18 protein-coding genes and 1 pseudogene are annotated in these 19,236 nt (G+C 65.4%); 11 read left to right on the top strand and 8 right to left on the bottom strand.

Annotation, left to right across the window (positions count from 1 at the left end; translation table 11 throughout):
- The first annotated feature begins 148 nt into the window (after nt 1–148).
- Nucleotides 149–1,159, top strand: a complete 1,011-nt coding sequence (locus tag ACGFK1_RS20545; RefSeq protein ID WP_393433274.1) for a hypothetical protein — start codon at nt 149–151, stop codon at nt 1,157–1,159.
- Here the strand turns inward: ACGFK1_RS20545 and ACGFK1_RS20540 are convergent.
- The 4 genes from ACGFK1_RS20540 to ACGFK1_RS20525 all read right to left on the bottom strand — a co-directional run bounded on the left by ACGFK1_RS20540 (nt 1,156) and on the right by ACGFK1_RS20525 (nt 5,193).
- Nucleotides 1,156–2,874, bottom strand: a complete 1,719-nt coding sequence (locus tag ACGFK1_RS20540) for a zinc ribbon domain-containing protein (protein ID WP_393433271.1) — start codon at nt 2,872–2,874, stop codon at nt 1,156–1,158. The two genes, ACGFK1_RS20545 and ACGFK1_RS20540, sit on opposite strands and share 4 nt — an antisense overlap.
- 137 nt (nt 2,875–3,011) lie before the next feature.
- Nucleotides 3,012–4,643 carry a peptidase S53 gene (locus tag ACGFK1_RS20535; RefSeq protein WP_393433268.1) on the bottom strand — a complete coding sequence of 544 codons (1,632 nt, stop codon included), beginning with the start codon at nt 4,641–4,643 and terminating at the stop codon, nt 3,012–3,014.
- Nucleotides 4,600–4,902: a hypothetical protein gene (locus tag ACGFK1_RS20530; RefSeq protein ID WP_393433265.1), complete on the bottom strand. Its 303-nt coding sequence runs from the start codon at nt 4,900–4,902 to the stop codon at nt 4,600–4,602. Before ACGFK1_RS20530 ends, ACGFK1_RS20535 begins: the two co-directional genes overlap by 44 nt.
- A gap of 9 nt (nt 4,903–4,911) precedes the next feature.
- Entirely contained in the window at nt 4,912–5,193 is a 282-nt protein-coding gene (locus tag ACGFK1_RS20525; protein WP_393433262.1) for a hypothetical protein, read from the bottom strand.
- Nucleotides 5,194–5,492: 299 nt separating this feature from the next.
- On the opposite strand from ACGFK1_RS20525, the gene ACGFK1_RS20520 reads away from it, so the two are divergent.
- Genes ACGFK1_RS20520 through ACGFK1_RS20500 form a run of 5 tightly spaced genes read left to right on the top strand, consistent with a single transcriptional unit; the run spans nt 5,493 to nt 11,211 of the window.
- Nucleotides 5,493–7,145, top strand: coding sequence for an ABC transporter substrate-binding protein (locus ACGFK1_RS20520; protein ID WP_393433259.1), 1,653 nt, complete (start codon nt 5,493–5,495; stop codon nt 7,143–7,145).
- A 7-nt stretch (nt 7,146–7,152) separates the two neighbouring features.
- Complete coding sequence (locus tag ACGFK1_RS20515) at nt 7,153–8,190, top strand: ABC transporter permease (protein WP_393433256.1); 1,038 nt, start codon at nt 7,153–7,155, stop codon at nt 8,188–8,190.
- 24 nt (nt 8,191–8,214) lie between these two features.
- Nucleotides 8,215–9,177 carry an ABC transporter permease gene (locus ACGFK1_RS20510; protein WP_393433254.1) on the top strand — a complete coding sequence of 321 codons (963 nt, stop codon included), beginning with the start codon at nt 8,215–8,217 and terminating at the stop codon, nt 9,175–9,177.
- A gap of 31 nt (nt 9,178–9,208) precedes the next feature.
- On the top strand, nt 9,209–10,210 hold the full coding sequence (locus ACGFK1_RS20505) for an ABC transporter ATP-binding protein (RefSeq protein ID WP_393433251.1): 1,002 nt from the start codon (nt 9,209–9,211) through the stop codon (nt 10,208–10,210).
- Nucleotides 10,207–11,211, top strand: coding sequence for an ABC transporter ATP-binding protein (locus tag ACGFK1_RS20500; protein ID WP_393433248.1), 1,005 nt, complete (start codon nt 10,207–10,209; stop codon nt 11,209–11,211). The genes ACGFK1_RS20505 and ACGFK1_RS20500 overlap by 4 nt, the downstream gene beginning before the upstream one ends.
- Here the strand turns inward: ACGFK1_RS20500 and ACGFK1_RS20495 are convergent.
- Nucleotides 11,208–13,001: an Hsp70 family protein gene (locus ACGFK1_RS20495; protein WP_393433245.1), complete on the bottom strand. Its 1,794-nt coding sequence runs from the start codon at nt 12,999–13,001 to the stop codon at nt 11,208–11,210. The two genes, ACGFK1_RS20500 and ACGFK1_RS20495, sit on opposite strands and share 4 nt — an antisense overlap.
- 209 nt (nt 13,002–13,210) lie before the next feature.
- Here ACGFK1_RS20495 and ACGFK1_RS20490 point away from each other — a divergent pair, with 209 nt between their 5' ends.
- The 3 genes from ACGFK1_RS20490 to ACGFK1_RS20480 are packed head-to-tail and all read left to right on the top strand — an operon-like array spanning nt 13,211 to nt 15,539.
- On the top strand, nt 13,211–13,516 hold the full coding sequence (locus ACGFK1_RS20490) for a hypothetical protein (protein WP_393433242.1): 306 nt from the start codon (nt 13,211–13,213) through the stop codon (nt 13,514–13,516).
- Nucleotides 13,517–13,556: 40 nt separating this feature from the next.
- Complete coding sequence (locus tag ACGFK1_RS20485) at nt 13,557–15,071, top strand: FAD-dependent oxidoreductase (RefSeq protein ID WP_393433239.1); 1,515 nt, start codon at nt 13,557–13,559, stop codon at nt 15,069–15,071.
- Nucleotides 15,072–15,080: 9 nt separating this feature from the next.
- Nucleotides 15,081–15,539: a nuclear transport factor 2 family protein gene (locus tag ACGFK1_RS20480; RefSeq protein WP_393433236.1), complete on the top strand. Its 459-nt coding sequence runs from the start codon at nt 15,081–15,083 to the stop codon at nt 15,537–15,539.
- A 3-nt stretch (nt 15,540–15,542) separates the two neighbouring features.
- Here the strand turns inward: ACGFK1_RS20480 and ACGFK1_RS20475 are convergent, their stop codons facing one another.
- A complete protein-coding gene (locus ACGFK1_RS20475) occupies nt 15,543–16,196 on the bottom strand; it encodes a L,D-transpeptidase (RefSeq protein WP_393433233.1) in 654 nt (217 codons plus the stop codon).
- An 87-nt stretch (nt 16,197–16,283) separates the two neighbouring features.
- Here ACGFK1_RS20475 and ACGFK1_RS20470 point away from each other — a divergent pair, with 87 nt between their 5' ends.
- On the top strand, nt 16,284–17,777 hold the full coding sequence (locus tag ACGFK1_RS20470) for a bifunctional phosphatase PAP2/diacylglycerol kinase family protein (protein WP_393433230.1): 1,494 nt from the start codon (nt 16,284–16,286) through the stop codon (nt 17,775–17,777).
- On the opposite strand, the gene ACGFK1_RS20465 is transcribed toward ACGFK1_RS20470, so the two are convergent.
- Nucleotides 17,731–18,402, bottom strand: a complete 672-nt coding sequence (locus ACGFK1_RS20465; RefSeq protein ID WP_393433227.1) for a phosphatase PAP2 family protein — start codon at nt 18,400–18,402, stop codon at nt 17,731–17,733. The genes ACGFK1_RS20470 and ACGFK1_RS20465 overlap by 47 nt on opposite strands.
- 62 nt (nt 18,403–18,464) lie before the next feature.
- On the opposite strand from ACGFK1_RS20465, the gene ACGFK1_RS20460 reads away from it, so the two are divergent.
- The gene (locus ACGFK1_RS20460; RefSeq protein ID WP_393433225.1) at nt 18,465–18,947 is read left to right on the top strand and encodes a hypothetical protein; all 483 of its coding nucleotides are present in this window, start codon (nt 18,465–18,467) and stop codon (nt 18,945–18,947) included.
- A gap of 31 nt (nt 18,948–18,978) precedes the next feature.
- Here ACGFK1_RS20460 and ACGFK1_RS20455 read toward each other — a convergent pair.
- Nucleotides 18,979–19,236, bottom strand: a pseudogene (locus tag ACGFK1_RS20455) (HNH endonuclease); the annotation flags it as partial.

Below are 19,236 nucleotides of genomic sequence, written 5' to 3'. Positions count from 1 at the left end.
AGAGCGGTAGGCTCGACCCCGATTTGTCCGGAGCGGGGAGCAAACCAAGTTGGACCTCGTACTCGGTCTGTCGATTAGTTCGGCGGATGTCCGATGGGTGCTGGTAGAAGGCACGACGGCCGAGGGCGCCACAATCTGTCGCGATGCAGTGGATTCCGACACCCTCGCCGACATCCTGGCCGCGGTCGGGGACAACCGACTGCACGCGGTGGGGGTCACCTGGGCAACCCCGGCGGAGGCCGCCGCGTCCAGCCTTCTCGACGCCCTGGCCGACCGTGGCCTCTACAACGTCATCACCGTGTCAGAAGAGGAAGCCGCCGAGGCACTTGCGGCGGGCATCGCGGATCGAGGCGGTTTCGCCGAGGTCGCCGTTTGCCTCATCGAACCGGACGGTGCCCTGCTCGCCGTGGTCGGTGCGGACGGTGCGACCACGGACCGGGTCCGACCCACGGCCGACGACGTGTTCGCCGCGCTGGACCACGGTGTGTCCAGACCTGAGTCGATCTTCGTCCTCGGTTCGGCGGCCGACCTCGATTCGGTCGCGGCTTCCTTCGGCGGTGCAGGCGTGCCGGTCATCACCGCGGCCGAGGCCGACCTGGCGCTGGCCAGGGGCGCGGCGCTGGCGTCGGCCGGGGCAGTCAACGCGCTGAACGCGCGGCCTGCGCGGTGGCGGATGCCGTCGAGGATCGCCGCGTTGACGTCGGTGGTGGCGGCCGCGGTGGTCGCCTTCGTTGTCTCGCTGTCCGCTGTGCTCGGCATCGGCCTGACACCAGACCGAGAAACGACCGTGGGGCAACGTGACAACGCCGCCGCCTTTGAACAACCGACCCGAGGGCCCGTTGCGCCTTCGCCCGTACAGGCTGCGCCGCAGCGACTTCCGGCGGCGCCACCACCGCCGCAGGCAGAGACCCATCCCATCGTCGAGGCCGCCGCACCCCTGCCGGACGTGCCGGATGCGATCCCGATGGTCGAGCCGCCCGCCGCGCCCGCCCCGCAGCCCGCGGCCGTGCCGCCGGCGCCGGGCTACGTCCCGCCCGCGCCCGCACCGGTCTACGTTCCGCCCGCGCCGCCGCCGCAGCCCCGGCTGCGCGACAGGATCATCGAACGCATCCCGATCATCAACCGCTTTCACGAACCGCAATACGGATACGGCAATTAACGGTGCGAGTTGTCGCGCCAGATGAAGCTGTTGACGTACTTGCCCATGTCCAACGCCAGCTGCATGTTGACCCCGGACGGATGGCCGCTGCCGAAGTCCGGACTGAATTCGTGATAGGGCCCGATCGCGGCGGCCACCAACGCGTAGTTCTTCTTGATCGCGACCATCACCAGTAGCCTCAGCCGGGTGAAAGTCCCCGCGGCATCCTGCGGGTAGGCGTCCTTGACCACCCCGTACCCCGGCTGGTAGCCGACCATGGCATTGGGAATCTCGTAATCCGTTGTGGCATCGGGGTATTTCGCTTCAATCAACTGTTCGGCGATCTGCTTGGAAGTGCGTCCGTCGGCAGGAAGGCCGAAGAACTGCATCCTGCCGGTGTCGCCAGCGGTGAAGTCCACGTTCACCCCGTCGGAGTCGAACGTCACGTCATACGCCGTACCGGCGCGGGGGTATTGAACGGAGAATCTGCCGTCGCTCGACATGAACCACGGATTCGTCTCGACGGGTTTGCCGATCGGCGGCTGCCCACAATCGGGCGGGCAGACGAACTTCGGCGCCTCAGGCGTCGCCAGCACCGCCACCGCGACCGCCCCGGCGGCCACTACGACCGTGGCCACTCCCAATCCCGTCAACAGTCTGACGGGATCGGTGTGATGAACGGGCGCCGTCTCGTACCAGCCTGCCGGCATCGCGTATCCCGGCCGGACCACCGGTGCGCCCGCAGGTGCGCGCCGCTCGCTCCGTGACGTCCGCGATGCAGCACGGGCCGCGACCCCACAGTTCAGACAGAAGGTCATGTCAGGCACGACATGCTCGCAGTGCGGACACAACACGTGCTCATCGGGGGCCGGTTCGTCGCGGACCTCGGACAGCAGCATAACCTGAAGCCCAACTCGCAACGCCAACAAGGAGATCGCCGCGATCAGCAGGTGCAGCCCAAGATGAAGGCCTCGAAAGAACGGCAGTGATTCCATCGCCCCGAGGGCGCCGTACAGCAGCAGCGCCACCGCAGCAGTCGCGGTGAGCAGCCGCACCGCCCGGCGTCGGGGGCTGCGTGCGGACGGCGTGAACCACAGCGCCGCGCCGACCAGGCCACCGAGAGCCGCGGCGGTCAGCGGCAGCGCGACGCCGAGAATCGCGGCCTGGACCAAGAGCTCGTTGATCGGCCGGGCGGCTTCGGCCCTTGCGCCGGTTGCGAACTGGGGTGCGAACCGGGTGAGCGTACCGGCCGCGGTGAACACAATGGCGCCAAGAGCGCCGATGACGAACCCGTCCAACGATTCTCGCGTCGGCGGGCGCGTCAACCGCACGGCCGCCGCGGGAATCAGCGAAAGGACAGCGGTCACCACCCCGACGACCAGTCCGGTGAGCACGGTGACCGCGTTGACGTCGGTCTCTCCGAATGCGACGTCGTAGGTTGCCGCGATGAGTCCGCCGCTGATCAGGCCCCAGCCCACTCCCAGCCCGACCGCGAGCGCGACGGTCAGTGTCACCGACAACAGGGGTAAGTCGTCGTCGACATCGGCCTGATGTAGGTAGACCCCGAACAGCAGCGGAAGCGCCAGAGCACTCAGCGCGATCAACGGCGCTTGCCAGCGCAGAACTCCGAAGATCACCAACGCCAGGAACACCAGCGCCAGCGCGGCACGAAAGGATGCCCGCGAGCGGTGCGGCAGATGCGGAAACAGGGTGCTCGCGATCGCCAACCGCAGCATGTGCTCTCCCGGTGCCGCTGCGTATGCGTCCGTGCGCAGGCGGCTTCCTCGCCCCTCACGATCCGCGGCCAGGTGCGTGCCGCAGGTGCCGCAGAACGCGGCCGCAGGCACATCCGTGTCGCAGACCGGGCAGTGCATCATCGGGGCGCGACGCCCCTTTGGACATCCAGCAGATCGCGGACCAGGTAGTCGACATTCGGGCTCCCCAGGCCGGTCACCACGTCGTAGCCGGGTTGGGCGATGTCGACGGCGTTGCCGCCGAAGCTGATGTCGCGGAACCCCGGCCGGTTCGCGCCCGCCGCCACGCGGTAAAGCAAGGGGTTGATATTGCCCAACTGACGGCCGCCGTGTGCCTCGAGGTACTGGTTCATCAGCACGGTCAGCGCGGCCCAGATCGGCGCGGCCTGGGACGTGCCCGCACCGACCGCGTCCTGTTGGTTGTAGACAATTCTCACACCGGTGAACGGGTCGGCCACGGCGGAGACGTCAGGCGCCAGCCTGCGCTGTCTGATATCGCGCTCCACCGATAAGTCGCGCTGCCACGCGGGACGGTTGAACAGTGCCGACACGCCGCCACTGGTCCCCTGCGACAACGGCGAATCGACCCAGGCTCGCTCGCCCATCCAGCCACCACGCTCATCGGTCGACAGGGTGGTGCCGCCGACGGAGGTCATGGCGGGCAGCGACGAAATCGCGTCGAGCCCAACGTCATCCGAGCCGGGGGGCGATGACCACTCGTCGCCGCCCTTGCACTCCAACCCGGCCGTGTCGCCGCTGGCGTCGAACGCCGACGTACCATTCTTCTGCGCGGTGGCCAGTGCGGTCTCGACGGGAGCGAGGTCCGCAGCCCTCAGCAGGGCATCACATCCCCAGCCGATCGACAGACTCCACACCGCGCCGGGGAACTGCCGATCCACCGACTCGAACAACTGCCCGATCTTCTCGTAAGCTCCGTCGCCTTCCACGGTGGTCCTGGCGTTGACCACCACCTTTTGCGCGTCGGGCGCAATGGCATGTGCCACTTCGAGATCCATCACGGTCTCGGCACCCGACGGTCCGGGCTGGCCGCCGACCAGCACGGGGGTGAACCGCGGAAGTCCCGACGAATCCGCGAACGCGTCGAGGTCCTTCTGGTCGTATCCGCTGAATTCGAAGAACACGATGGTCGCGCCCTTACCGGTGAAACCCGCGGCGACCAGCGGGTGAGCGTTGTAGGCCTCCAGCAAGCCGTTCGGGCCAAGGCCGCCGTTCGGCACGTCCAGCGGCAGAATGCCCGGCGACGCCTCCCGATGCGGCGTATAGCCGAGGATCCGGCCAAGATCGCCGACAACGCCGCGCACCGGTTCGGGAACCGCAGGCTGCCGCGACGACGCGTAGAACACCTGTCCCTTGCGCCCGCGATAGTCGTGTACCGGCACCCCGAACGCCGCTGTCACATCTTGTGCGGCACCTTCGACCACGGCCCACATGTCGCCGGGCCGCCACCGCACCCACAGGCGTTGCGCCGCAGCCCATTCGAACAACGCGTGCGGGCGCGCCGAGTCGGGCAGGGTGACCGTCAGCTGGACGTCACCGTGCGTCGACGGCCCGAGATCCGTTGAGCTGGCAAGCAATAACGCCAACGGACCGCTGATATTCGCCCCGTCGTCAGTGTCGCGCGCGTGCGCGGCCGCGGCGACCACGAGCACACCCGCGGCGACGATCGCCAGCAGCCGGCGCCCAGGTCTACGAAACCCCGTTGATACCGGGGTGCTGGCCAGGTGGGACATTCGGCGCCGGGGTCGCCTGCACGGGTGGAGTGAACAGGTTTCCGCCCGTCGGGTTGATGCTCTTCTCGCCCGGCACCGACGGTGCGCCAGTCCCCGCCGGGGCCGTCGTCGTGGTCGCCGTAGTCGTCGTGGTCGTCGTCGTGGTCTCGGGTGTCTTCTGTTCTTCTTTGGCACATGCGGCGGTCATCGCGCCCATGGCGACGATTGCCGACAGGCCGGCAACCGCGCCGAGTCGACGGGCCGAAAGACGTGAGCTCATGGTGCGGTCCTATCCGTTGTTCCGGTGCACGCCGGGCGGCTGGGTGGGGGCCGGCGGCGCGTACACCGGCGGGGTGAACAGGTTGCCCCCGGTCGGGTTGATGCTCTTCTCGCCGGTCGTCGGCGGCGGCGGCGGCGCAGGCGATGTCGTGGTGGGCGTGGTCGTGGTGGTCGTGGTCTCCGGCGCCTTTTCCTCTTCTTTGGCGCACGACGCCGTCAAGCCGACCATGACGACGATCGATACCCCTCCGGCAACAGCCGCTACACGACGAGCCAAGCGGAGTGACTCCATGCTGATTCCTATCTATTGGCCTCGCAACTGGCCGATTTTTGACAACCGGTAGCCGCCGAGGAACTCGGCGTAGCCCTGCGGCGATCATGACACAGTTAACTCGGCCGCGGCTGAAATACGGGGAAATTGACGCGGGTCGCCATTCTTTGCTGCCGTCACCAGCAGGCAAAACGAACACAACAAATGTTCGAAAACGATCGACTTGCCGTCAGGAAATTTTCCTCCAAGATGGCATCTCAGCCGATGAATTGGCGTACAGCTTTAGGGGAGTCACCCCATACGTGAGTCACAGGAGCGAGATGAACACACTGCGCAAAGTTGTCGCGATCGCCTGCATCACCCCGCTGGCAGCGTTCGGTGTCGCGGCGTGCGGCAGCGACAAAGGCGGCGGTGGCGGCGGTGGCGCTGGCGGCGGCGACATCAACATCGCGCTGACCTCGTTCCCCGACTATGTCGACCCGCAGCTGTCCTACACGGTCGAGGGCTGGGAAGTGCTGTGGAACGTCTACACCCCGCTGCTGACCTACAAGCACGCCAAGGGCAAGGACGGCACCCAGGTGGTGCCCGCGCTGGCCGAGAAGATGCCCGACATCTCGCCCGACGGCAAGACGTACAAGCTCAAGCTGCGGTCGAACATGAAGTACTCCGACGGAACGCCCATCAAGGCATCCGATTTCACCTACGGCATCCAGCGGCTGTTCAAGGCCGACTCCGGCGGTTCGGTGTTCTTCAAGGTCATAGTCGGCGCTCAGGACTACGCCGACGGCAAGGCGCAGACGATCAGCGGCATCAAGACCGACGACAACACCGGTGACATCACGATCGACTTGACCAAGCCGAACGGCACGTTCGAAAACGTGCTGGCGCTGATGTTCGCCGCACCGGTGCCGCCGACCACTCCGCTGGACAAGGACGCAACCAATAAGCCGCCGGCATCGAGCGGTCCGTTCATGATCACCAAGGTCGAAGCGCCGCGCACCATGACACTGGAGCGCAACCCGAACTTCAAGACCGTCAAGGACGCGGGAGCCACCGAAGTCGCCGACGCCAACGTCGACAAGATCACCATCGCCGAGAACAAGAACAACAGCGCACAGGTCACCGATGTCGAGCAGAACAAGGTCGATTTCATGCTCGACCCGCCTGCGTCGGACCGGCTCCAAGAGGTGAAGACCCGCTACGGCAACCGATTCCGCCTCGAGGACTCGATCAACACCTACTACTTCTGGATGAACACCCAGAAGGCCCCGTTCAACGACATCAGGGTGCGTCAGGCGATCAACTACGCCGTCGATCCGGAAGCGCTGAACCGGATCTTCGGTGGGCGTCTGCACCCGACGCAACAGATCCTGCCGCCGGGAATGCCGGGTTACCAGGAGTACAAGCTGTTCCAGGGGCCCGACATGAACAAGGCCAAGCAACTGATCGCAGAAGCGAACCCGGCGGACCGCGATATCACGGTGTGGACCGATGACGAGCCCGACCGCAAACGGATCGGGGAGTACTACCACGACCTGCTCACCCAATTGGGCTTCAATGCAACGCTGAAGGTGATTGCGGGCGATGTCTACTGGACGACGATCGGCAACCAGTCGACGCCCGACCTGGACACCGGATTCGCCGACTGGTTCCAGGACTTCCCGCATCCTGACGACTTCTTCCGGCCGCTGCTGCACGGCGATTCCATCCTGCCCACGAACGGAAACAACTTTTCCCACGTCAACATCCCTGCCAACAACGCCAAGCAGGACGAGCTGCTGACGAAGCTGATCGGAGACGGCGGCGTCGAGGAGCAGTACGCGGCCCTGGACAAGGCGTACATGGAGCAGGCCGTGTGGGCGCCGTACGGCAACGAGCAGTTCTCCACGTTCCTGTCCGAACGCATGGACTTCGATACGTCCTATCACCATCTGCTGTTCAACCAGGACTACACGTCGTTCAAGATCAAGTAGCCGGGAGATGGTCGCTACCGTAGGCGAACTGGAGATCCCAGGAGAGCCGCCGCTTCCCACTGGTGTGCCCAAATCGCTGATCCAGGGGCGCAGCCCGTGGTATCTCGCGTGGCTTCGATTGCGCCGCAACAAGGTTGCGTTGTTCTGCGGCGCGGTCTTCGTGCTCATCGTGCTGTTCTGCCTCGCCGCGCCGCTATGGGCCCAGCATGTCGCGCACACCGGGCCGAACGAGAACCACATCACCGAAAAGGTGCTGATCGACGGCCAGCCCACGAATGTGGTCGGCACCGACGGCACCCCGATCGGACCGGGTCTGCACGGGCAGTATCTGCTCGGGGCGGACCAGAACGGCCGCGACGTGATGGTGCGGTTGATGTACGGCGGGCGCACCTCGATCTACATCGGCCTCGCGGCCGCCGCCGTCACCACGGTGCTGTCGGTGATCGTCGGTCTGCTCGCCGGCTACTACCGCGGCTGGATCGACTCGATTCTGTCGCGGGTGATGGACGTGATCTGGGCGTTCCCGGTGCTGCTCCTCGGCATCGCACTGGGCACCACGCTCGCCATCGGCGGCCTGAAGCTCGGCCCCCTCGCGATCGCTGGAGATTCGATCTGGATCCCGATCCTGATCATCGGCCTGGTGTACGTGCCGTACATGGCACGACCCATCAGGGGCGAGATCCTTGCGCTGCGGGAGAAGGAGTTCATCGAGGCCGCCGTCGCCCAGGGCAAGGGACCGTTGCGGATCATGTTCAACGAACTGCTGCCGAACGTCATCTCGACGATCATCGTGTTCTTCACACTGAACATCGCCAACAACATGCTGCTCGAGTCGGCGTTGTCCTTCCTCGGCGCGGGCGTGCGCCCACCGAATGCGTCGTGGGGCACAATGATCGCCGATGGCTACGAAATGATCTACACGGCACCGCATCTGACGATCGTTCCCGGACTGATGATCATCGCGACGGTGCTGTCGCTCAACGTTTTCGGCGACGGGCTGCGTGACGCACTGGACCCGCGCGCGAAGATCAGACTGGAGCACTGAACCGATGGCGAAACGAGAACTCTGATGGCCCGCTTCGTCGCACGGCGACTGTTGGGCATGGTCGCCGTGCTGTTCGCGATCTCGGTGATCGTGTTCTTGATCTTCAACGTGATCCCGAACTCTGATCCAGCAGCACGGATTGCAGGCAAGAACGCCGATCCGGCGTTGATCGCCAGGGTCAGTGCGGATCTCGGGTTGGATCAGCCGCTGCCGATCCAGTACCTGACCATGATGAGGCAGATCTTCACCGGCCAACTGATGTCGTATGCCAAGGACCGCAACGTGGTGCAGCAGATCTGGGACGGCGTGCCCGCGACGTTCTCGCTGTGCATCGGCGCGGCGGTGATCTGGATGGCGCTGGCGGTGCTGTTCGGCTACATGAGCGCGGTACACGCGGGCAAGTTCACCGACCGCGCCCTTACCATCCTTTCGCTGGTCGGGATTTCGATGCCGGTGTTCTGGTTGGCCGCGATCCTGCTGTACTTCTTCACGTTCAAGGTCCAGGCGTTCCCGACCGGTGGTTATGTGCCCTTGTCCGACGATCCTGCGGGGTGGGCATATCACCTGATCCTGCCGTGGCTCACGCTGGCCGTGCTCTATGTCGGGTTCTACAGCCGACTGCTGCGCTCCAACATGCTCGACGCGATGAACGAAGACTATGTGCGCACCGCACGCGCGAAGGGGCTGTCCGAACGTCAGGTGCGGATCCGCCACGTGCTTCGCAACTCGATGATCCCGGTCGTCACGTTGTTCGGGCTGGACTTCGGAATGGTGGTCGGCGGTGGCGCCATCCTCACCGAAACGGTGTACAACCTCAACGGCGTTGGACTGTATGCCGGTGAGGCAATCCGTAGCCTCGACCTGCCGCCGCTGATCGGCGTGACCCTGTTCGGCGCGTTCTTCATCGTGCTGTTCAACACGATCGTCGACATCGCATACGCGGTTCTCGATCCCCGCATCCGACTGGGAGAGGCGGCGCCCGCATGAGCGCAGCTTGCAAGCGAATCATCGGCGCCGCATGAGCGCCATCCTCAAGGTCGACGACCTGCGGGTCAGCTTCGCCACCGAAGACGGAGTCGTGCAGGCCGTCGGTGGGGTCTCGTTCGAGCTGCAGGCGGGTGAGGTGCTGGCCATCGTCGGCGAATCCGGCTCAGGGAAAAGCGTGACGGCGCAGACCATCACCGGCTTGACCCGCGCTCCCAATGCGCGGATCACCGGATCGGTCACTTACCGCGATCGCGAACTCAACGGGCTCGACGACCGCCAATTGCAGGACGTACGCGGCGAGCAAATCGCGATGGTGTTCCAGGACCCGATGTCGTCGCTGAACCCGGTCTATCGCGTCGGTGACCAGATCGCCGAGATGATCCGGGCACACCGCAACGTGTCGAAACACGAAGCGGCAGAGCGCGCAGTGGAACTGCTGAAGTCGGTGGGCATCCCCAATCCCGAACGCCGCGTTCGGCATTACCCGCACGAGTTCTCTGGCGGTATGCGCCAGCGCGTGATGATCGCGATGGCGCTCGCGCTCGAACCTGATGTGTTGATCGCCGACGAACCCACCACCGCGCTGGATGTGACGGTACAGGCGCAGATCCTGCGACTGCTCGACCAACTCAACCGTGAGCGCGATCTCGCCGTCATCCTGATCACCCACGACCTCGGGGTGGTCGCCGAGATCGCCGACCGGGTGTTGGTGATGTACGCAGGCCAGATCGTCGAGAACGCAACGCTTGACGAGACGTTCTACGATCCGCAACACCCCTACACCTGGGGCCTGCTCGGCTCGCTGATGAGGCTGGACCAGAACCGCACCGACAAACTCGCCCAGATCCCCGGCCAGCCGCCGTCGTTGCTGACCCCTCCGACTGGTTGTCGGTTCGCGCCGCGCTGCCCGCACGAGTTCGACAAGTGTGGGCAGCTGCCGCCGTTGGAGCCGCGCGCAGGCGGAACCCATCTCGACCGGTGCTGGCTTGACCCACAAGAGAAGAAATCACTTCGGACGCAGGTGATTCCATGAGCAAGGGTGATCTGCTGCTCGAGGTCACCGACCTCGTCAAGCACTTCCCGATCAAAGCCGGTGTGGTGGTCGACCACGAAGTCGCACGGGTACGCGCGGTCGATGGTGTCAGCCTCTCGCTGCGCGAAGGCGAAACGCTGGGCCTCGTCGGTGAATCAGGCTGCGGCAAGTCGACTCTGAGCCGGGCAGTCTTGCAGCTGACACAGCCGACATCGGGTTCCGTGCGGTTCCTCGGTGAGGAGTTGGTCGGCCGGTCGCGGCGCGACTTGCGCCCACTGCGCCGTCAGATGCAGATGATCTTCCAGGACCCGTTCGCATCGCTGAATCCGCGCAAGCGGGTCGGCCAGATCGTCGGCGATCCACTGGAGTTGCACGGAATGGCGACGGGCGCCGCGTTGAAGCGGCGGGTGCAGGATCTGCTCGACCGCGTTGGCCTCAGCCCTGAGCACTACAACCGCTACCCGCACGAGTTCTCCGGCGGCCAGCGGCAGCGCATCGGTATCGCGCGCGCGTTGGCGCTACAACCCAAGTTCATCGTCGCCGACGAACCGGTGTCGGCGCTCGATGTGTCGGTGCAGGCACAGATCATCAACCTACTCAAAGAACTCCAGGATGAGTACGGCCTGTCGTACCTGTTCGTCGCGCATGATCTCGGGGTGGTCCGTCACGTATCGGACCGAGTCGCGGTGATGTACTTGGGCAAGATCGTCGAGAACTCAGAGACAGAGGACCTGTACCGCAAGCCGATTCACCCGTACACGAACGCACTGCTGTCCGCGGTGCCGATACCGGATCCGAAACGCAACGCCGCGCGCGAGCGACTGGTGCTGCAGGGCGACGTGCCCAGCCCGATCGACCCTCCGCCAGGTTGCAGTTTTCACACCCGCTGCCCGTGGGCCACGGAGATCTGCACGACCGACGAGCCGACGTTGCTCGAACATGCCTCGGCACACGTCGCCGCGTGCCACCACCCGCGCAACGTCGAAAAGGCTGGCGTCTAAGGCAGTTGCTGAGGCTGCAGGTACTGCGGTTCCTGTGGATACGGGTACTGCGGTGGATACTGCGGCGCTTGGGTTTGCGGCACCTGAATCGGGATCGGCACCGGGACGAACGGCACGTTGATGTACGTCGTGGTCATCGGCAACGTCGTCGTTGTGGTCGTAGTGGTCGTCGTCGTGGTGGTCGTCGTGGTGGTAGTGGTCGTCGTCGGTGAAGTCGTCGTGGTCGTGGTCGTCGGCGGTGTCGTCGTCGTGGTGAAGTGCGTCGTCGTCGTCACGGGCGGAACATATGTCGTGGTCGACGGTGGCGGTGGTGGCGCCTGGCTGGTCACCGTGACGGTCTCGACTGGCGGCGGTGTCGACGGTGGCGGCGGTGCGGCGCTGGTGGGTGGTGGCGGTGGAGCCGAGGTGGCGGTGTTCGGCGCATCGGTGGCCTTGGTGCTGTCGCTGGCGCTGGTGAGTGCCACCGCAACCCCGCCGACGGCGATCACCGCGACCACCGCGGCAAGCCCGAAGATCAATTGGGGCAAACGACTCCAGCCATTGCGCTGCTCCTCGATGGGCTCGGTCGCCGGCACATATTGCACCTGCGGTCGCGCACCGGTGGTCGAAGGCTCATAGATGTCGCCGGTGTACGGCACGACGTCGTCGGCGGTGTCGTCGTCCTGTGACCAGGCCAGCGCGCGGAATGTCGACGAACCCGGCGCGTCGAGCGCCGCGGTGACCTCCGCAGGAATGCCAGGTGCCATGCCGGTCTGCAGGTCCGACTCGGCGCTGTAGGCGGCGATCAACGCCGCACCGACCGCAGCGTCGAGCGCCGGCTGCGGTGTCGTGACCACCTGCGCGCGCGAGTGCTCGGACAGCTGCTGAGTGACCAGTGGAATTCTGGCGCCGCCACCGATGGTGACAACGGCCGACACTTCGGGCCAACTGATCCTGTTGCGCAGCAAGGCATTGTCCAATGCGGCGAGCGCACCCGCCAGCGGTTCGGCGATCAGGCTCTCCAGCTCCGAACGCGTCACCCGGATGCCCGACCGGTACCCCGGCATTTCGGCGATCAGTTCGGTCACCGTGTCGGCGGACAGCCGCTCCTTGGCGCTGCGGCACTCTTCGCGCAACCGGGTGAGCGAACCGACCGCGGCGGTGCCTGCGGGGTCGATGCCGCCCGCCGCCGCGATGCCCACCAGCACGTGGTTCAGCAGCGCCTGATCGATCTGGTCACCGGAGAACTCGGAATAGCGGGTGGTGTCCTCGATCGGCGCGAAGCCTGCCGCGGCGTCCGCCAGCGTGATGCTGGTACCGCTGCCACCGAAATCGAGCAGTGCCACCACACCGTTCGGGCTCAGCCCCGGGTTGGTGTGCAGCGCGGTCAACGACGCGACGGCATCGGACACCAAGCGGGGCGGTACACCGTTGACCGAAAGGCTGGGATTGGCCCGCAACGCGTTGCGCAACGCCCACAGCGTCGAGGTGCCCCAGTGCGCGGGAACGGCGATCGCGGTCTGCGGCGACGGTTGGCCGCCGATGGCCACCACCATCGCCTGCAGTGCGTCGACCAGTAGCGAATCGGCCGAATGCGACGATCCGTCCGTCGCCACCAGGGGCACCGGGTCGCCGACCCGTTCCACGAATCCGCTCAGCACGACACCGCCGGTGTGCGCTGACGGCACGCCGACTTCCGGCGCGGCGTGACCGAACACGGTCAGCACCGAGCGCCGGATCACTGGTTCATTGCCGACTCGTGTCGCGACCAGGTTGGTCGTCCCGATCGACAACCCCAACGGGTCGCTCATAACGGACCACACCATAGCGGGCCGACAACACCAATTTCGTTAGACACTCCGCATTTTGGGCCGCTTTGCCAGCGGTTTGGACTCAACCGTATAGCTGGGACACAGTTTTCGATGTTGTCGTATACCGGGTGAATACATTGGCACGCTGTGCAGCAACAACATTCATCGTGGCGGCCGGCCTGGGATTGACCGGTGTAGGAGCGGCGACTGTGGCGTCCGCTCAGATCGGCGAGGTCCCGAGCTACCACTGGTGCCCCGGCGAGGATTGGCATCCCGAATGGGGTGACAACTGGGATGCGGGGACCTGCCACGACGACCGTCACCGTGATGTGGACGGCAACGACCACCACCGCGACTTCGGCGCTCCCGTGCGCTTCTACGTACCGCGCTACCACTGGTGCCCTGGCGAATTCTGGCATCCGGAATGGGGGTTCAATTTCGACTGGAACACCTGCCACGACGACCACCATCGCGATGGCGACGGAGATAACCACAACAACGACTTCTGGGGCTGACCCTGGGTTTCGTCCTTGTCGGCCTGGGTACAGCTTTGCCATGAGTTCACTGTGGCTTGCCGACCGGATCGATCGGCCCCAACCGCCCGATCCGTTGGTCGAAGAGAGTCGGAAAGTGGACGTCGCGGTGGTCGGCGCCGGGATCACCGGCTTGATCACCGCGGTGCTGCTGGCTCGGGCAGGCAAGGACGTTCTCGTACTCGAGGCGCACACCGCGGGTGCAGGTGCGACGGGAAACACGACCGCCAAGATCAGCTTGCTTCAAGGCAGCAAGATGTCGAAGATCGTCGGCAAGCACGGCCCAAAGACAGCCGGGCAGTACGTGCAGGGCAACCGCGAGGGCCAGGAGTGGCTGATCGCGCATTGCGAGGCGCACGGTATCTCGCTGCAGCGCGAAGACGCCTACACCTATGCCCAGTCGAACAAAGGTCTGCCCTCGGTACGCCAGGAGTTGGAGGCATGCAAGGCCGCAGGCCTCGACGCCGAGTGGGTGGATGATGCCGACGTCCCGTTCGCGTTTGCAGGTGGCGTTCGGCTGGCCCATCAAGCGCAATTCGATCCCATGCCGCTGCTGGACAGTCTCATCGTCGAGCTCGAGGAGCGAGGCGGCAGACTTGCGCAAGGCGTTCGGGTGCAGAAGGTTTCGGGTGACAGCAAGAACTCGGACACGCTGGCGTTGAGTGTTCGCACCACTGACGGCGACGAATTCGACGTGCACGCAGACCAATGCGTGTTGGCGACAGGGATCCCGATCCTGGATCGGGGCGGGTTCTTCGCCCGGCTCAAGCCGAGCAGGTCGTATTGCATGGCGTACAAGGTTCCGGGAAGCATCACGCGCGGCATGTACATCTCGGCGGACTCGCCGACGAGGTCGGTGCGTTACGCGCCGACCCCAGACGGAGATCGGTTGATCGTCGGTGGCGCGGGACATCCCGTCGGCCACGAGAGGAGTCCGGCCTGTTCAGTGCAGGAACTGGACGCATGGGCGAAGAAAACGTATCCGGGGGCCATGCAAACCCACTACTGGTCGGCGCAGGACTACACCCCGATCGACGAACTTCCTTATGTCGGGCCGATCCTGCCGGGGCACGAAAAGATATTCGTTGCAACGGGTTTCGACAAATGGGGAATGACCAACGGCACAGCCGCCGCGCTTGCATTGTCAAGCCGGATCCTGGGCGGTCGGATGGACTGGTCCGAAGCGTTCGCCAGTTGGAGCCCGCATGAACTGTCCGGCATTCCGAAGGCCATGCAACTCAACATGGAGGTCGGACTGTATCTGGCCAGGGGCTGGATCACGCCGGTGACCCGAATCGGCAACCGCACACCGGAAAGCGGCGGCATCGTCAGCGGCCCGCCGTGGGACCTGGAGGCACGCAGCGTCGTCGACGGCGTCGTGCACCGGGTGTCGCCGGTGTGTCCGCACCTCGGCGGGATCGTCAACTGGAACGACGCCGACGCGTCGTGGGAATGCCCGCTGCACGGTTCCCGCTTCGCGCCCGACGGGACGCTGCTGGAGGGCCCCGCGACACGGAATCTGACCGTTGCTCAGTAGCCTGTCGCCATGGGCGACATCGATGAGATCCAGCAAGTCAAATACCGGTACCTTCGGGCGCTGGACACCAAGCACTGGGACGACTTCGCCGCCACGCTGACCGAGGACATCATCGGGGACTACGATGCGTCGATCGGGGAGTCACACCACTTCACGGACAGGGACTCGCTCGTCGAGTTCATGCGGACCTCGATGCCTGCCAATATCATCACCGAGCACCGCGTCACCCATCCCGAGATCAAGGTGAAAGGCGACCTGGCGTCGGGAACGTGGTACCTGCAGGACCGGGTGATCGTGCCGGATTTCAACTTCATGTTGATCGGCGCTGCGTTCTACCACGACGAATATCGCAGGACCGCGGACGGTTGGAAGATCAGCAAGACGGGCTACGACCGCACCTACGACGCCACCATGTCAACCGAGAATCTCAACTTCACATTGAAAACCGGTCGCGCACTTAACATTTGACAGCTATTCGGTGATGGCGATCAGTGCGCCGGGCTGCAGCCACCGCATGATCTCCACCAGCGTGCCGTCGTCGATGGATACGCAGCCCGCGGTGGGACCGCCGTCGGTGCTGTGCAGAAAGAACGCGCCGCCGTTGCCGGGCACCCTGGCCTTGTTGACGCCCATCACGACGGCGTGCGCGTACTGCGGGATGTCGAGGTTTTCGGTGCCACTCGCCGGCGCCGTGTCGAACGGGCACTGGTCCTTCTTGCACACCTGCATGGTGTTGTACGTCGGGCTCTTCATGTCGCCGTCCCACCAGTGGTCGGGCGTGACCTGGACGTATTGCAGACCGCCGCCGGGATTGGGCGCGGTACCGAACGCGAAGTCGAGCGTGTAGATGCCGAGCGGGGTTTTCATGTTGCCGTCATGGGTCTGGGCCGCGAATCCGTTGGCCCCGACATGCGCGGGGATGCCTGCGCGCAACGGCTCCCACCCGCTTGCACCACGCTGAAACACGTCCATCTTCGCCGACGAACCCCCCGCTCCCACAACGGAAATCACCTGGGTAGCGGAACCGACCTGCGGGGCGAACCACGGTGTGTATTCCGCATGCGCCACCGGCGCCATGGTCAGATGAACGACTCCCGCGCACAGCAGAGCCAACAGTAGGCGCACGCCATTCATGGTCAGCGGTGCCACCGCTAGGGTCAAGTCAAGCTTCAGACACGATTGAGAACCTGCAGATGGGGATAACTAGGAGGCATGCAATTGCTGCCTTTGTGGGGGCGCCGACAGGGCATCCGGCAGATCGGCCAGGGTCTTGGCACCTTGGACCGCGAGGTCTTCGAGGCCATCGCGGAGTCACCGAGTCCACTGCTGGACGCCACGATGCCCCGGCTGACCCGGGCCGCCGACCATTCGAAGTTGTGGTTAGTCATCGCGGCCCTGCTCGGCACGCTCGGCGGCCCGTCCGCGCGTCGAGGGGCGACTCGAGGCGTGGTCTCGTTGGCGATAACCAGCGTGGTGACGAATCAGATCGCCAAGAGAGCGTGGGTGCGACAAAGGCCGAACAAGCTGACGGTGCCACTGGCCCGCCGTGGCCACCGGTCGCCGACGTCGAACTCGCTGCCGTCGGGGCACTCGGCGAGCGCCGCGGCGTTCGCGGTGGGAGTCGGTTTGGAAAGCCCGCCGCTGGGTCTCGGGCTGGCGCTGCTGGCCGGCCTGGTGGGGTTGTCCCGGGTGGCGACCGGTGCGCATTACCCGGGCGACGTGTTCGCGGGTTTCGGCATCGGTGCCGGCATCGCGGTGCTTGGCGGCCGAGTGGTGCCGCCGGTGGTGGTGACCAAGATCCCGGCAGCCGATCCGCTGCGCGTCGACACACCGCAGCGACCGGATGGCGCCGGCGTGGTGTTGGTGGTGAACCCGGCGTCAGGCGGCGGCACCGGCGCCCGCGTCATCGACGAGGTCCGAGAATCGTTGCCACACACCGAGATCGTCGAACTCGGCGAGGACGACGATGTCGAGGAAGCGCTGCGCAAGGCCGCCGGGCGCGCGGAAGTGCTCGCGATCGCCGGCGGCGACGGCACGGTGTCGTGCGCGGCAGCGGTCGCGTTGCAGGCGGGTATCCCACTGGCGGTGTTTCCCGGCGGCACATTCAACCACTTCGCCAAGGACATCGGCTGCGACACCGTCGGTAAGACTGTCGACGCGGTGCAGCAGGGCAGCGTGGCGTGTGTGGATTTGGTGTGCCTGAACGAAGGACACATGGTGATCAACACCGCCAGCATCGGCGCATACCCGACATTCGTGCGGACCCGCGAGAAGCTGGAGCACAAGGTCGGAAAGCCGCTGGCGGGGCTGTACGCGATGCTGCACACGCTGCGGCACGACCAGCCGGTGCGCATCGCGTATGACAACAAGGAATTGCAGACTTCGCTCTTTTTTCTCGGCAACTCGACGTATCTGCCATCCGGATTCGCGCCGTCGCGGCGCACCCGGATGGACGACGGATTGTTGGACATCCGGATTCTGGAGACGGGTCGACGGTTGAGCAGGACCCGCATACTCGTCGCGCTCGCGCTGGGCCGGCTCGAACGTAGCCCGCTCTACCACGAACTGCGGGTGCCGGAGTTCACGTTCAAGACCGTCGGCGGGCCGACCGTGCTGGCGCACGACGGTGAAGTCGGAACGGAAGTCACCGAGGCTTCGTTCAGCGTGAAGTACCGATCGCTGCCGGTGTTTCGTCCGTTACCGTGACCGGTCGCGACGGCGGGACGAGAAGCAGGCACGCGACGAAATAGGCATAGCCGAGTGCCCATCCGGCGACCACGTCGGACAGGTGGTGAACATTGAGCACCACCCTGCCGATTCCGATCGCGACGACGACGATGGCGCCGAGCGTGATCAAACACACCCGCGCTGGGCGGCCGACGACGGGGAGCACGATGGTCAGCAGAGCGAGCACGCCGACCATCACGCCGAGCGCGTGGCCCGACGGGAACGAGGTCGACAGCGCGTGCACCAACGCGGTGGCGGGCCGGGGCCGATTTGCCACGTACTTCGCGATTTCGGTGATGATTCCGGCCAGCTCGACGCTGATCACGAGAAACATTGCGACGCGGACATTGCGGCGCATCAGCGCGAAGACGATCCAGCCCAATGCGACGAGCCGGAACGCCGTCGGACCGAGCACGGTGCAGAACACGTTCCATGCGGTCACCCAGCCGGGGTGTCCGACCGCGTAGTCGTAGCCCATGTCCAGCGTCGACGAGTCGATGGCTGCCAGCCAGGCCCAGTTCAGCGCGAAGCCGATCCACATCAGCGCGAACACCGCGACGGCCAGTGCCGCCGAGGCGATCAACCAGGTCTTGCTCGGTGTCATCTCACCAGCTCTACCACGCGGATGACCTGCGTCGCTGCCAGCTGCCAGTAGGGTTGCTGAACATGGCGGTCTTTCTGCGGAGGTTGCTGGGGATTGGCAAGCTGCCCGGCGATGTCCGCGCCGAGGTCGAGGCCGAGGGCCTCATTCACATCGCCGAGTTCGTTCCCGTCACGCGACGGTTCACCGGCCGGGTGCCGGGCATGCGGTCCAAGGGCAGCATCTCGAGCTACGTCGGCTCGCTGGTGCTGACCAATCAGCGGGTGCTCGGCACGCTGTCGTCGGTGCCGAAGTTGGCGGGCCGCACCATAGATCAGCGCTGGGACGCGCCACAGCAGGGCACGGTGAAGGCCGAGCTGTCCGACAGCGGTCTGGTGCTCGACGTCAACGTCGCCGACGTCGACGCCCGGTGCTCCGGTCACCTGTCGCTGCATTACAAGGAGCCGCTGTCTGAGGATGTGCTGATGCGGCTACCCCGCCGATTGCTGGCGTTCGACGTGCCGCCCGAGTACGTCTTCCGCGCGGTCGGCGTGCCGTACCACCCGTAGCGGGGACAGCGCGTGCTGGTCAGGCTCGGGCTCAAAATGGTGGTGGTTTGTTGCGTTCGGCGATGCGGTCGTCGTTGAGGCGGCGTTCGGCTTCGATGCTGCGTTGGCGGTGGTATTCGCGAGTGTGCTTGCGACGCGGCATCATCAGGCCGGTAGAAGCCCGCGGCGTGATGTCGGGCTGGGCAACAGGGGTGGTCGGTGTGCACAGCTGCGGGAAAAGCACCCGGCTGCCCGGATGTGTGGTGTGGACCCGGCGGCTGGGCGCCGTCCAGATGATGGTGCCGTCCGG

This window comes from Mycobacterium sp. NPDC048908, assembly GCF_043197955.1.
Classification (GTDB): domain Bacteria; phylum Actinomycetota; class Actinomycetes; order Mycobacteriales; family Mycobacteriaceae; genus Mycobacterium.
Note: the sequence above shows the minus strand (reverse complement) of the source record. Positions and strands in the feature narration are given on the sequence as shown.